This window comes from Mycoplasma sp. 4013 (assembly GCF_054353875.1).
The window spans coordinates 24,592-41,732 of the sequence record NZ_JBTHHK010000001.1 but is presented as its reverse complement, the minus strand read 5'-3'; the positions used below and the strand labels follow the sequence as shown (position 1 = coordinate 41,732).

At 27.2% G+C, this 17,141-nt stretch carries 6 protein-coding genes; 3 read left to right on the top strand and 3 right to left on the bottom strand.

Features of this window, described 5'->3' with window-relative positions; genetic code table 4:
* Nucleotides 1-24: 24 nt before the first annotated feature.
* The 3 genes from ACXYRO_RS00155 to ACXYRO_RS00145 all read right to left on the bottom strand — a co-directional run bounded on the left by ACXYRO_RS00155 (nucleotide 25) and on the right by ACXYRO_RS00145 (nucleotide 13,572).
* Nucleotides 25-1,032 (bottom strand): ABC transporter ATP-binding protein, encoded by a 1,008-nt coding sequence (locus ACXYRO_RS00155; RefSeq protein WP_458613941.1) that lies wholly within the window; start codon nucleotides 1,030-1,032, stop codon nucleotides 25-27.
* Nucleotides 1,032-9,041 carry an ABC transporter permease gene (locus ACXYRO_RS00150; RefSeq protein ID WP_458613940.1) on the bottom strand — a complete coding sequence of 2,670 codons (8,010 nt, stop codon included), beginning with the start codon at nucleotides 9,039-9,041 and terminating at the stop codon, nucleotides 1,032-1,034. The genes ACXYRO_RS00155 and ACXYRO_RS00150 overlap by 1 nt, the downstream gene beginning before the upstream one ends.
* 181 nt (nucleotides 9,042-9,222) lie before the next feature.
* Complete coding sequence (locus ACXYRO_RS00145; RefSeq protein WP_458613939.1) at nucleotides 9,223-13,572, bottom strand: hypothetical protein; 4,350 nt, start codon at nucleotides 13,570-13,572, stop codon at nucleotides 9,223-9,225.
* Between the two features lie 122 nt (nucleotides 13,573-13,694).
* Between ACXYRO_RS00145 and ACXYRO_RS00140 the strand changes: the two genes are divergently transcribed.
* From ACXYRO_RS00140 to thiI, 3 genes are all read left to right on the top strand, one after another.
* Nucleotides 13,695-14,408, top strand: coding sequence for a hypothetical protein (locus tag ACXYRO_RS00140; RefSeq protein WP_435128598.1), 714 nt, complete (start codon nucleotides 13,695-13,697; stop codon nucleotides 14,406-14,408).
* A gap of 158 nt (nucleotides 14,409-14,566) precedes the next feature.
* Nucleotides 14,567-15,997: a hypothetical protein gene (locus ACXYRO_RS00135; RefSeq protein WP_458597845.1), complete on the top strand. Its 1,431-nt coding sequence runs from the start codon at nucleotides 14,567-14,569 to the stop codon at nucleotides 15,995-15,997.
* 7 nt (nucleotides 15,998-16,004) lie between these two features.
* Entirely contained in the window at nucleotides 16,005-17,141 is a 1,137-nt protein-coding gene (gene thiI / locus ACXYRO_RS00130; RefSeq protein WP_458613938.1) for a tRNA uracil 4-sulfurtransferase ThiI, read from the top strand.

The following is a 17,141-nucleotide window of genomic DNA, read 5'->3' as shown; positions in this document are numbered from 1 at the left end:
AACCTATCCGTAAGGATAGATTTTTTATGTTTCTCAGTTAATTGTGGTTGGATCAGTTGGATTTGGATTGATTTTAGTTCGTTTGATTTTTCCATCTTGTACATGGATTACTCGATCTGCAATTGCTTCAATTGCAGGGTTATGAGTAACCATAACTATGGTAGTTCCATATTTTTTATTGATGTTAAATAAATATGACAGCACAATTCCAGTAGTTTTTTCATCCAAAGCAGCAGTAGGTTCATCAGCAAAAATAATTGCTGAATTTTTTGCTAAAGCACGCAGAATTGAAATCCGTTGTTGTTGTCCGCCCGACATCTGTGATGGGTATTTATTCATAACTGATTCCATATCAAATTCTTTAAATAATTCGTTGATATCAAGTTTTTTATCTGGATCTTTTTGTAAATATGCACCAGTTTGTACATTATCATAACCAGATAGGTTTTGAAGTAAGTTGTAGTTTTGGAAGATAAAACTTACATTTTTTCTTCGAAATAAAGTAAGTTTTAAATCACTTAAATATGGTAGATTTTCATCACAGACAATTACATCTCCACGAGAAGGTCGATCGAGTCCGCTGATTAAGTTTAGCAAGGTAGACTTACCGCCACCAGACTTACCAAAAATCATTATAAATTCACCTTTTTTGATGTTTAATGAAACATTCTTAAGTACACGGGTTACTTTATAACCAGATAAATAATATTTTGAAACATTACGAACTTCGATGATATTATCTTCAGTGTTTTTTAAATCAAAATGTTCGTCCCTAGGGCGTTTTTTATTTGCAGCAATTTTTAAAATTCGAGCAATTTTACGATCTACAATCATTTCCTTAGAATCGGATTCAGCATCAAGGATTTCAAAAACATTTTTACGGTTGATTTTAACATCAGAAATTTTTTTAGAAATTGTTGCAGGTTCTTTGGGTTCTTGCATAATTTCTTGAGTTTTTTCTTCAGATTCAATGATTAACTGTGTTTTTGGTTCTTGATCATTGTTTTGCTGATTTGGTTGTTTTTGTTTCATTATTTACCTTTCAATAAGTCAATTGCCTTAATTTTATTAATGTTGTATCAAGATAGAATTGCTGTGATTAAGAATACACCAAATATGATGGAAGCTGTGAAAATAAAGTTTAATGGGGTAATTGATAAAGGGATAGCAATAGCAGCACCAGTAGCAAGGAAGTTAGCAAAGAATACCATTAATCCGTAAGCAAAAGGAAGTGAAATAATAATAGAAATAACAATAAACGGTATATAGATACCAAAGAACATTTTAAGTTTTTCCTTGTTATTGTATCCTAAGATAGATCAAATTGCGATGTTCTTCTCGTTTTCATTAATTAGTATGGTTGAAATAATAATAAGAATTATTATAGAAATCAAGAAACTAAGGACGGTAATAATTGTGACAATGATTTGTACAGTTCTTGAAATTCCTTGTGTGAAAGAAATTTCAATTTGTTTTGAATCAAGTCCAGTAGCAACAGGGATAAAGAGTTGGTTATCAAATTCTTTAGCAAACTTTTCAATTTGTATGTCTGCTAAATTACGTTGTTTTTGATAAAACTCTTGTAAAGGTGTATCCTTAGGATTATAATCTGGATCTAAGAATTTGGCTATATCTAAGTCACTATATCCCATCGCAGCCATTGCTCCATCAGCAGGAGAGTTCTTAACTGTGTTTTTTGAACCGAAAATTCCATCGAATAAATCTTTTTTGTCTTTTTCTGTTATGGATTTAGTAGAAAAGGAAGCAATAGATCCAGAATAACCTGAAACAGAGTATAGGTTAGCCGATCAAATAAGTTGAATTGGTAGTGGATTAGTTGAAAGAATACCGTTAAATTTGTATGCATCATCATTTTGACCATTAAATTCTTTATCGACAAGTGAATCTAAACCAATCAACTTATCAGCAGCTTTCTTAGGGATAATGAATTCATCTTTGATATAAGTTTGATTGATTGCTTTAACAACAAAGCGATATTTATGTGGTGTTATAACTGGTTTTCCTAAAACTTTATTAATACGATTTTGAAAGCGATAGACAAGATTTTTAGGTTCCAAATTAAGAATTGAACCAATTGCTAAATGGTACTTACGTGCCGAAACCTCGTTTATAACAAGCGGGATATCTTTATTCAAATCAAAATTATTGTTAGCAAAGTCATTATTAATTTCTGCTAATAAGTTTTGATCACCGTTTTTAATAGCGATTTCTTTAGAATTAGGACGATATCCATATAGACGTATTTTTTCACCATTAGGTAGTTGACTATCTACATAGGTATATGTTTCATCATATCTAGGATCAAGATAAACTCCATTGAAAACGATGTCAAAATCATATATACCTTGTTTTGCTAGTTGTTCATAACCATTTACCAAGAAAGCACGATATTCATCGCGGAAATATGTGGTTTTAATAACATTGTGATTATATTTACCATCATCATCGCTTCAGTTCATTACAAAGAATTTTCCATCGATGATGTTATCTGCACTTGGAACATATAAAAAGAAGTTATTTAAACCAAGTTGATGTGCTTTTTCGAAATCAACATTATTTGTTTGTTTGCCGTTTTCAACTTTGAAAGGGAGTCCTTTTTGTGTTTTAGTAAGTGCATAACCAATTTGATCACGACTTTGGATAATTCTGGATTTTTGTACATCAGGCAAGGATTGAAATACAACACTGAATGGATCAATAGAAATTGACGAATCAATTTTGATATTAATTGAAAACTGAGTAATAAGATGTGGATCTTTGAATGTAGGTTCTCCGTTTTTATTTTGCACATTAATAGCAGTTGAATAACCATTTTTAAAGTAATCTGCTTGATATGCATTAAGTTCTGTTGCTCGACCAATTGGAACATAAAGTGAGTTCTTTACATCTTCTGGATTTAAAATCTTTAATGAACCCCCTTCAGTAGTTGGTGTTGTTAAGTCTATTTTATAGTTATATTTGCGGTTTTCGTATGTTTTATCAATTGTTTTATTGAAGATTCCAAAAGTTGCAAAACCAAATGAAGTAGTAATAGATGCTAAAATAACTGATATTCCAAAGGAAGCAAGTTTTCAGAAACTGTTAAATATAAGCGATGCACCAAATTTAGTTTTAACACTACGGTTTTTAAATACTTTAATATATTTTTGATAACTTTCACCAGTGCTTACATCAACAATTCCGGACATTAAGTCAATTGATTTATACCTTAGCGACCTTAATGAGACAACAATGATTAAAATGGACATTGCAAGCAGTGGCACTATAATATTAACTAAAAAAGAAATAATAGAGAAATTAAGTGTTTCTATCGGAACAGTTCAATAATTATCAAGGATTTTTATTGCAAGTGATTGCATCGAAAATCCAGTGATATACCCAAGCAAGTTTCCGGTAAAAATGGTAAAGAAAGCAAAGGTTGTCATTGAAAGTGAAATTTGAAGTGGTGTATATCCTTGTGCAACCAAAATTCCAATAACTTTGTTTTTGTTTGCGATATATCTTTTGATAATAAATGTAACTGAAATGGTTACTAAGAAAACCAAAATTGCTAGAATAACATTTGAAACATAACTAAGGGTGGTGATAATAGTTTGAACTGAAGAAATACGGATGCTACGCTCCGGGTTAATCGGGTCTAATTCATTATATAAATATGTTCTTTGTAACTTCGATGTGTCATCAATTTTACTTTGTACATATTTTTCAATAATGTTTTTAAGTTGTTCATTGGTATATTTAGAAGTGTTTTTAACTGTTAAATATTCTTTAACTAAACTACCACGATAAGCTTGATGAATGCGATCGAATCCTTTGTTATTTACATAAACAATAGCTTGAGATTTAGTATCTACTTGTAAGTTGTTTTCATCTAAGACAGGATAAAAGTAATCAAAAGAGATGTCATCACCTATAATTAAGTATTTCGAACCATTTACATTAATTTTATATTTTTCAGGTAAACTGTCGATTAATTGTAGCATCTCAATCGGATTAACTGGTAATTCACCATCATAAATTTCTTTATGATTATGCAACATATATGCATAATTTACTTTTGCTAAATATGAAGCAGATTGGTTAAATACAAGAATGTTGTCAATTTTATTAAACCCAGTTAGTGAGTTAAGTAGCTTAAAGAAAACATCACCAAGGTTAATATCAAAAAACTTGTATTCGCTTGGATTTTCAGTTACTGCATTAAGGATGTTCACAAAGAAATCATTATCAATAGAAATTTCCCATACAAAGTCATTTTCAATAGAAGGGATGCTACCACCAATAACTTCTGATTGTGAATCATTTACATTACCACTTTCTTCATTTTTATTTTTTACCACTAATGGAATACCTAATAAAGAATTGATAAATTCATAGGTATTTTCTTTACCTGAACTAAGAAGTTGTTCAAAGTCGATAATCTTATTAATTAAAAAGTATCCAACATTTGAATCATTTTCAGATGGTTTTCCGATGTTGTTTTTATCAGTTAGTAATCAAATAAGTGCTTGTGGATGTTTTCGGATTAATATTTTATTGGTAATAAGTGGTGGTATTCCGATTTGATCAAGAAATTGTAGATTTGATGAATATTGGTTAAAAAAGTTGTTAATTAAATAATAATGTTTAATAATATCATCGGTAATAACTTTATTAACAAAAACGTCCTGCATAGTAGAAAATAATGTATTATATTTTAATTTGATTCCATCATATTCCGTGATTTCTTTATCAAATGGTGCATATTGTTCTTCTGAAGCAATATATGAAAAAAGTTTTGTGATTTCATATGCATATGTACTTAAGAAGTTTTCAAATTCAGGATTTTGGTTAACAATATTTTGTAAATCTTTGTTAGAATATTTACCATTTTTATCTTTTGCAAAGAAAAGTCTTTGCATTTGTTTTGGATTTGCAAGCGAACGAGTAATACCAAATTTTGTATGTTCAGAACCAACTATATTTTGAGTTGAAGGCAGAAAAAGTTCAAAACTATTAAAAGAATCAATAGTGTCTTTTTGATTTGCTAGTGCTAGCAAGTCATTAGCAAATTTTTGTTTTTGCTGTAAACTACCATTGATTTTTGGATTAAATAATTCTCATCATACTTTTAAAAGTGGAAGAATATCAATAAGGTAGTTATAATCTTTATAATTCAAAGTTAAAAGTTTTGAAATAACACTATATGAAATAGTTAGAAAAACATTTGAATCTAAATTAGGTTCTTGATTAATATATGCATTAGCAAGTTTGAAAAAAGAATGTAATGAATCAGAATTTTTGCTTGCTTGTTCCCCGAAAGTATCAAAGAAGTAATGTCAAATTTGAACAATGTTATTAATTTTCTCCTTATTTCAAACTTGATTTTTATTAGCTAATCCAAGATATTTATATGCAAGAGATAAAATATTACTTGGTATTTTTTGTCAATCGATACTGTTTAATTGTGAGATGTTTTCAATTAAGGTGCTTAAGTTTGGTGTGCTTGCAGCTGGTTGAGTTGATGTATTTTCTGTAGCTTGTGAATTGGCAGGTGAGCTAACACTACCTTGTAATAAATCTAATAAATCAAAAAAATCTAATTTATCATCATCTTTTGCAGGGATAGTAACATATTGATTATCACCTATTTCAACACTCTGTCCTTTAAATGAAAGATTTAACATCTTAGCTAGTGCAGTCTTGATGACACGATCGGAACCTGGAACATTAAATCATGCTTTTAATGTGGCATAAGTTAAATCACTATTAGTTAAATATGAAAGTGCTTGATATTCTTTTAGTTTAATAACATTCTTTTGAATATCTAATTCTGATCGCTCTGTTTCAAAATGAGAAATTTTTAGGTTTTCTTCTAATGTTTTGATAAACACATCTGTATCAAATGCACGAATAAAGAATTTAATCCCGTTTAAAAATCTTGTATAGTCTTTGGATTTTCCGTCATCAGAAAGAAAAATAATATCAGTGAGTTTTTTAACGAGGTTTGTACTTTGTCCTAATATCGAAGTGAAAATATTATTTTTTTCTCCGATATTAAGAATAAGTTGCGGGTTGATTGTATCGAGAAGAGAAATTAAAGCAGTTTTAAATTGATTTGAATCAATTGATTTTAAAAGTGCAATAATAATATCAAAAATACTTAGTTTGTGTTTACCATCTTTGCTGTGTGTATCAGGGAATGCAGGATTTTTGATAGTTTTGTTATATGAAGTTTCAAAGAAATTTTGAATAATATCGGTAAACTTTTTAAAATCAATAGTCTTAATTATATTGATAAATGCTTTAATAGTAGCTTTTATATCATTTGAAAAATCGATAAATACATCTAAATCAAAAGTGTTTTTTATATCTTTACCTGTAATTAAATAAATAAAATTAAAAAGTTTTTTAATTTCTGTTTTAATAAATTCTTTTGGTGTTTGGTGGTTTTGTTCTGCTTTTTCGATTAAAGAATAAATTTTTTCAAAGATATCAACGAATAACTTTTTAGCAAAATCACCATTTGGATCGTGTGACATATAATACAATCCGTCTAAAACAAGTTTTGGCAAAATATTAAGGTTAATTAATCCACTAGAGAAGATAGAAGCAAAATCGTTTTTATCAAATGTATATGTTGCTGCTTGAACAATAGAATATATAGTTTCTTTTTGAATAAAACCTTGAGTAACTAAGTCAGTGTTTAATAAAGCTTGTTCAATACGTTCAACACCAAGTTTCAGTGATTTTTCAGCAAATGCTTGGTTTAAGACATCTGTTTGCGGAGCCCTGTATCCAAAAGGGATATAAACAGTATTAGAAAATTGATCAGATTTTTCTACATATGAAGAAGTATTCAATTTAACCTGAACGGTAAGATTGTTTGTAGTTAGATAATTTAATATTTTATCAATTGGGACCTTACCATTAACAAAACCAGGTATTTCTACATTGATTCAATTTAAAATCTTTTTATTGGAATTATAAACAGGTTTAGTTAAATAAAAATCATTTTGATTCAATCATACAAAACCTAAATTAATAAATTGGTTATATTGATCATCTCTTAAATCATCGCGACCTTGATAACGTGTTAGATGGTAAATTTTTTGATTTTCAATATTATGAATATCACCATTTAGCGAGTTAACGATTTCTAATGGAGCATATTCGCGATCTATATGAATATATTTGTCAATGGGTTCGACATTAAATCTGAGTTGATCAATAATTTTAAAAGCAATAAAAGGGTTTACTTCTTTTGTTTTAAAAAAAGAAGAAATTTCATTATTTGAATTATCACCTTTAATATTTAAAATCTGTGTTGGTCTACTTTGCTCATTAACTAATTTGTCAATGTTATTAGCAATACCATTAATTTCTTGATTCCTATCACCTAAATTAACAAAATGAAAAACATTTTTTCCACTATCTTTTTCATCAAAAGAATCAACTGTTATGCTTTGACGAATCCCGATATCAGAAGCAGGAACATATTTTTGTATTTGATTATATATTTCGTGCTTAACAATATCTAAAGCCCCGTTTTTTATAATATTGAAACGATCCCCTAAAATATTTTTGTTAATTAATTCATTAAAATTAGTTTCACCAATAATTCGGTTTTCAATTTGAGCAATGGTTTTTGGTTTGTCAAGAATAAAAAGAATTTTTTTAAAAGGTGTAGGTTGATATTCATCAGGAGCTAATGAAAGTTTACTATGGTTTATTTCGTCTAAGGAAACAGCAGGATTGTTACTTCTAATTAAACCCTTTTGTCCTAGTTTAACATCATTTTGTGAATCAACAAAAGGGATGTTATAAATAAGAATTTCCTTTTCTCAAAAACTAAAGTGTTTTAAGTAACTTGGAACTTCTCCATTATTTTGTTGGATTTGATTTTCTAAAAAGGTTCGATATGATCCAGTTCACTTTGATTGATTTTCTTTATCGTATGTAATTTCATATTCTTTACGTAAGAAAAATGATTCAGTACGTCGGATTTTGGCTCATTTATTCGGAATAAGATAATCAGCATTTTTGGTAAATTCAAATTTTTCTTTTTTTGATACAGCAAAAGAAGGAGAAGAAAATAAATCTGAGTAATTAAGGTTAGCCTTTATTTCTTTACTTATATATTTTGTAATATCATCATCTTTATTATGTGTATATAGTGTAGGTTTATTTGAACCGTCAATAATATATACATATGGATTATTAACTAAAGATACCAAACCAAGCAATTTTGCTAACTCATTATTTTCAACCTTAACAACTGCATCAGTTAATTCTCATTGTTTTCCTTTAACAAAATCAAAGGTGGCCTCATGTGTATCAGCATTAATATATAAAGCAGATAATTGTGAAAAATATATATTATTTTGATTTTCAGAGTTAATAAATGCAATATCAGAAAACTTGTATTGTTTATCAAGGTGAAATTTATCAAAAATATGTAGTTCTTTTGTAACAACACTTTGAGAAAAACTACCATCATCATTTTTTTGGTAAAGATTAATCAAATAATTCTTTTTAAAATGCATCTTCTTTTGTGGTTTTGTATAATCTAAATCCAAAAATTCTGAATCATCTGATGCTGAATATGTATTGTAAAGAGTAGAGAAATCATTTTTGAGAATATATTTATGCTTATCACTTTTGTCATTAAAGAAGTTTGAAATATTTATATAACGATCAGTTATTTCGTTAAAATCGATGATTTTCTTATTTGAAAATGCATCGTCTGAGACATAACGAATTCCTTTGTCATAACCTGCACCACCAGTAAATTTGGTTTCACCATTGATATAATATCCATCATTAAATGCTTGTCCAGAAGCAGGAAGGTTATAATCAACAGTTAAATCGTGTGCAACAGAGATTTTTTTATAGTTATTAAATTGAGTTCGCATCGCTTTTGATGTATCATATAATACAGTAAAAATACCAGATGTTAAAAATATAAGAATACTTAAACCAATAACAATGGCTTTGTTTTTAAATAGCGATCGAAAAACTTCTTTAAACAAGTTTCACATATTTCTCCTACCTTATTATATAAACTAAAATAATATAATAGTTTAATACAAAGTATTAAACAATTATATAATATTTTTAACAATATATTAGTTTATTTTTTCACTACGATAAAGCAGGATTTGTAAGAAAAAAATCGGAAAGTAAAACAAAAAGTCGCAGTTTAACCTACAACTTTTTGTTTTACTTTTTATCTGGATAAAGATTACTAAAACTTTGTGGATATAAATATGCCATTTTTGAAACAATTTCTTTAAATGATTGTGGATTCATATAATCTCCACTTGCACCTCAGTATTGGTATTCTTGGGTATCGAAAATAGAGAAATTACTTGATGATCATCTACCACCCTTAGCATCCAAACCAACAATTTTACCTTTTGAATCATATATACCACTACCAGATGAACCATTAAATCAATCGTAATCTTTAACTTGTCCTCATATCGCAGGACGCTGTGTGTTATAATTTGAAACAGAATAACTTGTTTTTATTGGATTATTTCCAATAAGATATTCGCGGTATCTTAAACCAGGTGCAGAATCTGCATTACCATTTGCTCGGTTTTTTGGAAGGGTAGCCATATAAAAGTTTAAGTTATCGAACGAAGAAACATATAATGATAATGTTGAAAAATCGATTGGTTTAAGGTTTTGAAAATCTAGAAAATGCTTGATAGCAGCTTTTTCCTGTGTAGTTAACTTTTTATTATCATGTGTGTAAGTGTCTAAGTTTTGATAATTAAAATGTTTGAAAATAGGGGTAAAATCAACTATTGCAATAATTGTATCAACATTTGCTTTGTTATTTTTGTTGTGATCACTAGTATTTGGATCTTTGCGATTAACTACTTCACCATCGGTGTTTTTAAATTCATCATAATCATTTGCAACATTAGCAGAAAGATCTAAAAAGATTTTATATGTAATACCTGCTTCATTTTCAGGAATTTTAAAACTATAAATATTACCAGTTGGATTAATATCACCTGTAAGTTTTGTATCGTGATAAAAATCTTCATTATTGGTTGAATTTATATGTGTGTATACAGGTTGATATCTATCAACTGAGTTAGGATTAGCAGGACGTTTCATTAATGTTGGTGCAATAAGTTTTGCATCATGCACGGTAATGATTTTTGCACCAGAAGCATCGGTAGAAACTTTATATAAATCCTTATTTATATCAGATGTATTTGTATGTCATACATGATAATTAACAAATGCATAGAATCTATAATCATCTTTTTTATCACTTACTTTACCAATGATGTTTCAGGTTCCATCAGCTTGATGGTTGATGCTAAAAACTCTACTTCTAGCTTCTTGGATAGGTGCTACATTATCTTCTTGATATAATCTTTTGCTTCGTTCGTTTTCTTTCGGTGAATCTTGTAAGAAGTTTGTAGTTGGTTCTCCATGATCTGTTGAATCAGCAAGCACCTTAACATCATATTTATCGATGTAACCTTCTGATGATGTTAAAATAGAGTTTTTATCAATTTGATGTTTTTGTTTAAATGTTATTTTAGGTGTGCTATCAGTTATGCTTTGAATTCAATTAACAAAAACATCGACACGGTTTATAAATGCTGAGCGACTGTTTGAATGATTATGCATTGATAAGATGTTATTAAATTTGGTTCCGTTTTTAGTTTTTAAAACAAGTTTGAGTATGTTGTTTTCAAAGTGTAAAGCAAATGTTACGTTGTTTTTAATTTTAACAAATAATGCTTGCTGTAAGGACTTTTTGCCTGAAACATAATCAAACATAAAATCAACATTTGATACATGTTTATGTTCTTTAATATTTTTTAAGGAAACAGGAACAATAACCTTAGAACGAATATCTGAAACTTCATTAATATCACGATATGCAGCAGTATTCATATCTAATTCAAAAACCAATCAGATGATAACATCTTCATCAGGTACTCCGTTTGTATTGATTTCACTAAGATCTTGGGTAAATGATGCAGATGTCTTATCTTCATTGATTTTGAACAATGAGTTTTCAAGATAATTACGTGTTTTAAATCAATGAATATTTTGTTGTTGATTATTTTTATATAAAACAAATTTTGTTTCCCTCTTACTTTCCTTAGTATTTGGATATCTATGGATAAAATTATAGAAGTTATTATTATAGTCTAGCAAAGTGTTGAAGTTTTGTGGAGTAAAACTTATTTTGGTGTTTTTGTTAGCTTTCTTGTTTTCAGCAACTAAATCAGATTTACTAATAATTCCAGTATTTTTTAATGTTCCTGTACTTGTATCGCTTCCACCTGATAATTGGTTTTTAAAGTCAATACTTTGATTTCAGTTGAAGTTGTATGAAAAAGCAATGTTTTTAGATGCTAAATCTTTTCTTTTTAAAAAGTTTACATTACTACCTGAATTAACAACATCGAGATATTTAAGTTTATATTTAATTTGCTCTTGAAAACCAGATAAAGAGAATTTATGCAATTGATTAAAAGGGATATAAATTTTCTTAGTTGCTGGTATAGAGTTACCAGCATCAAAATTTTCGTCTGCATTTAAAATTTCACTTTGACCACCACCAAAAATATCAAGTGTACTTGAACTATTTGTTGATTTCTTTTCGTTATATACTTGTTTTTCAACATCAAAAGTAAGTACAAAAACTTTCTCTGAAAGAATCTTTACTTGATCTGATGTTCAATTAAATGCAGCACTACCAAAAATTTCTTTGCTACTTTCGTTTTTATAAACAGTCAAACTAGTTAAATCGAGTGAATTTAAAGCACTTTCTGGTAAACTAAATTTATATTTTTTTTGTAAACTAAAAGGAACTTTATAAGAATTATTAAAGGTTGCTTCGGTAATAACATATTGATTTTGATAATTGCTTAATAAATTACTTTGAAAAGTTCAATTACCTGAATTTTTGGTTAAATCAATATATTTACTCCATTTATTGTGTTGGTCAAAACTTTTAACTAAAACTTTTGCAGTAGTGATGCTTGCATCATTAAAAGTTATTGTAATGGTTGAATTATTTTCGGAAATACTTGAAATATCGGTTGTTTTTGCCAAATCAATATGTAATGTTGATTCGGCATCATTAGTTGTACTTTTAGCAGTTGGTGAAGCTAGATAGTTAAAATATGTACTTCAGTTATCTTTGCTATTTAAACTGCTTTGTTCTAATTCAGAAAAGTTAGTAGAATTATGAATATTTAACTCACTACTTTGGATAGCATCTGCATTTTGTAAATCAAATGCATTTCCATAATCGCTAATTTGCGCTTGAATTTGTGGAGTTGTATCTTTTGATGCTTCTGCTTCTTCTTGTCCAGCAGAAAGGGTATAACCAGGATTTTGTGAACTTTGTGAATTGTCTGGTTCACTTGGTTTATTTACAGGTTTATTTTCATTATTATCCTTGTTATTTTGTCCGCTGTTATTTGTTTTACTTGAATCAACTAAAGTTTTAAAACTAAGGTTTAATGAACCATCAGCAACTTTAAGTGATGTATTGTCATATTGAATTTCTGTGATTTTGTAATTTGTATCTGAACTTAAACCACTTAAACTAACAATAGCAGTATCTAGATTATTAGTATCAAGTTGCTTAGAGATTGTAAAATTATCAGAAGGATTTAACGAAATAGATAATTTATTTATATTAAAATCTGAAATATTATTTAATTTAATTTTTAAGGTTGCAGATGTCGAAGTTATATTTTGTGTCGAAATGTTATTAATAGATATTGTGGGTTCATTTTCTTTTTGTGGATTTTGGTTAGAGTTATGTTGCTCTGGTTCAAGGGTTTTGAAAGTAAAATCATTACTATTATTATAAGTTGATTTTATTGAGACATTATCATATTTTATATCTGAAATGGTATATTGGGTGTTTTGATTCAATCCACTGATATGCACGATAACCGAATTTGGATCGCTGCTATCTATTTGTTTGCTAAACGATGCTCCATCAGATGGATTTATGGATACATCTAACTTATTAACTTCAATATTAGGAACATTTGATAATTTAACAGCAATATCTACAGAATTTTTTGTAATATTCAGATGACTTATATTGACGATGTTAGCATCAGTTTTTGATTCTTTAGGTTTACCATCACTTGGATTTTTATCAGATGGAGTTTGATCATTATTGTTTGTATTAAGTGTTTTAAAACTTAATTGTGACTTATTTATACCATTAATATAAGATATATTATTTATAGATATATCGGTAATTTGATAAGAAAAATTACTTTTCAAATGATTTAATTGCACACTAATGGTATTTAAAGTTACATTGTTTTTAAAAGAAACATTTGTTATATCATTCAAAGTTAATTTAAATTTAGTTAAATCAAGATTTTTTGATAAATGATTAAACTTAATATTAATTTTAACTGAATCAGAAGATAAATTTGAATAACTTATATCTAATACTTTAGCGTTTTCAGTTGTAGTTTGATTAGAACAAGCAACTGCGATTGAAAAAGATGAAGCAAGTAAGATAGAAGAAAAAAATTTCATTTTCTTTTTCATAAAAACTCCTTTATATCTTTATTCTACTACTTTTTATAGTAATATTTCAAGTATTTGATTGTAATATTTTACCAAAAAATAATTTGTAATATAATATTACTAAATAGTAATATAGGAGATCGATGAAAAAAATTTTTACAGCACTTACTTTACAAATTATTCCGATAACAGCAATAAGTTGCAATCAAAATAGCAATCAAGAAGACTTAAATATAAACAAAGAAAATGCAAATATTTTAAAGGTTGCAGAATATTTTAATATCAAAAATCCTAAACAAGATGAACAATTAAACTGAAACGAATTTAAAAATCAATTTTTACAAGTGCAAAATAATGAATCAAAATTAAGTGAATTATTATCAAACAACTGAATGAGTTTTTTAAGTAATTTAGATAAATTTAGTTTTAAGTTCTTAAAATGATATTTGTTACCACAAACAAGCGAATATGGACACTCTGCATATTATTTACATAATATAGGTTTATCTAAGTTAAATGAAGCGAATTTAGCACCACATACACATACAAGATTTCCTAGAATTTTTGGTATTGGTTATAACAATTTTTCTAGAGCAATTACAAATGTAAAGGATGGTATCAAAGAAATTAATTTATTCTTTGGACATTTTATTATCAAACTAATTTATAAAAATAATAAAGTTGTTGTGTCACCTGAATTTTTATATCTTGTTACCAAAAGAATTCAAAAATCTACCGATGCAGTTTATCAAAAATTATTATATCCTGGAAAACCAAACCAATATAATATTAATCAATTTGAAAAAGTAGCATACGAAGTAGGGATACCGGCAACCGTTAACTTAATTTTAAAATAATACTCCAAATATAATTATTTCTTTATAATATATATAGGAGTAAAATGCATATAGTTTTTTGAATTGTAATATCAATTTTAATTACTTTAATAACATTTTTATTTGTCCTTTTTTTAAGGTCTGTTTTTTTTATTTTGATACATAAAAACGCCCAAAATATGGATTATAAAATATCATCATATCAAAATGACAATATTAATAATTTAAAAAAAGTAAACACTTTACAAAATAATGTTTATGAATATATAAGTATTTATTCTGATTTAACCGAAATTCAAAAAACATTGAAAACAATAAGTTCGGAATTTAAAGAACAACAAAGTCTATATAATATTCAAAATGAACATCGAAAGCTTATTAAAACATATGGTTTTTTTCTTAAATTAAGAAAAAAATATAAGTTATATCTAAAAAAACAAATGTTATTTGATAAAAAATCGCAGCCATTTACGACTAAATGAAATGATATTGAGCAAAATGTAGCAGTTTTTTTAGATGTAACTGATGATTTAATTATTTCATTAAACAACACAAAATATAATGGAATCCAGTTTCATCCGTATATTCAAAAGAAAATAGAAGATATAAGAACAACTGTGACTAAAGCTGATAAACAAAAAAGATTTGGTAATTTTGAAGAATTAAGAAGTGTTTTTGATAATTTAAGACAATATGGAAACAAACTTATAGAGTTTTTTTATGCTTCTGAAAAATTAGATTTTGCTTTATATGCACATTTATCATCTCTTATTAATAGCAAAATAAACCAAAAACAAGATGTTGATTTTTATACTAAATTAAGTAAAAGTTGAAAAAAACAAACAGAAGAGTGAAAAAAACAAGATACATTAGTAACAATCGATAAAGTAAAAAAGATTTATAAAGTAATGTTTATTCATGAAATAGAGACAAATAAGAGAAATTGGATTAAGTCATATTTACTTGATAATAAAGAAAAAATTCAAAACCTTTTAGAAAATATTAATCAAAAACTTTTGTCGCTTAATTTAAGTGGTAAAAGTAATAAAGATGATTTTTCAAATTTAAAAACATCTGTTGAAAACCTTTATAAAGATAGCAAGAGTGCAGATGACTTATTAGAGAAAACATCAGAAGTTTTAAAAAAATTTGAACAAATACAGATAAATATTTACAGACAAAAACAAAATCAAAGAGAAGCAAAAATATATGGATATAATAAAGAAATTATACGAATTCAGAATATTTATTACTCTTTAATATCTAACGAAAATTTACCCAAAACAAAAAGTATTGAAATCAAGAAGGAACATATAAGGCAAGAGTTTGAACATTTTAACAAAAATAAATTTAAACTTATTTATACCGATGAAAAGCAAAGATGAAACAACTGAATTAGTTCTATAATAAATTTAATAAAAGTTCTTTCAGAAAATTTAGAATATAAAAAAATGTATGATGCTTTATCGATATATATTATGGAAAATCCAAGATTTGAAAATAAAAAAAATGAATCAAAAAACCAATTATTTAACCTTAAAATTAATATAGAAAACAATGAGTATAAAATTTCTTATTTTAAACTAAAAAACTACATAAAAACAAGTTAGGAGATATATGTATAATAAAATTTTAATTCGGTACGGAGAGTTAGTTTTAAAGAAAGGTAATCGCAAGTTATTTATCAATCAACTTTCAAATAACATAACACATATAGTTGGTATAAAACCTGATGTAGAATTTGATCGAATGTATCTACCTTATAGTGAGGAAAATATAAAGAAACTAAATTATGTATTTGGTATTAGTTCGTATTCTCCTGTTTTGGTAGTAGAAAATTCGTTAGAAGCATTTAAAGAAGCATCATTAAAGTTATTAAAACCTGATTCTAAAACCTTTAAAATTGAAGCAAGAAGGAATAATAAGAAATTTGAATATAATTCAGCACAATTAAATAACTTATTAGGTGGATTTATTTTAAGTAAAACAAAAACCAAAGTAGATGTGCATCATCCGAATCAAATAATTTATCTAGAAGTTCGCAATAAATATACATATGTCTTTTCTGAATATATTAAAGGATTAGGAGGATTACCAGTAGGGATATCTGGTAAAGTCTTGCACTTAATTTCTGGTGGATTTGATTCTCCTGTTGCTGCATATTTGATGATGAAGCGAGGAGTTAAAGTTGATTTTCTTACTTTTTTAACTCCACCACAAACTGATAAAAAAACTGTTAATAAAATAATATCACTTGTTAAAGTTTTAAATAAATATCAAATAAGTTCACATTTGATTCAGGCAGATTATTCACATCTGATGAACTATATTTCATTTGTGTCAAAACCTGCATACAAAATCAATCTAATGCGACGCAGTTTTTACCGTATTGCAGATAAGTTAGCACAAAAATATGGGTATTTAGGTATTTCTAATGGTGAAAACTTGGGACAGGTAGCTTCACAAACTCTAGAATCAATGTATACAATTGGAAGTGTTACAAATTTACCTGTTTTAAGGCCACTTTTAACCTATGATAAAAATGAAATTATAAATATAGCAAAAGAAATAAACACACATGATATTTCAGTTATTGCAGCTAATGAAACCTGTGAACTTTTCGCTCCAAAAGATCCAGTAACTAAACCGATCTTAGCACAAGCACAGTCTTTAGAAAATGAGTTGAATAGAATTGCAGAACTAGAAGAAGAGCTTATAAAATCAAAAATAGAAATTTTAAAAATAAAGGAATAA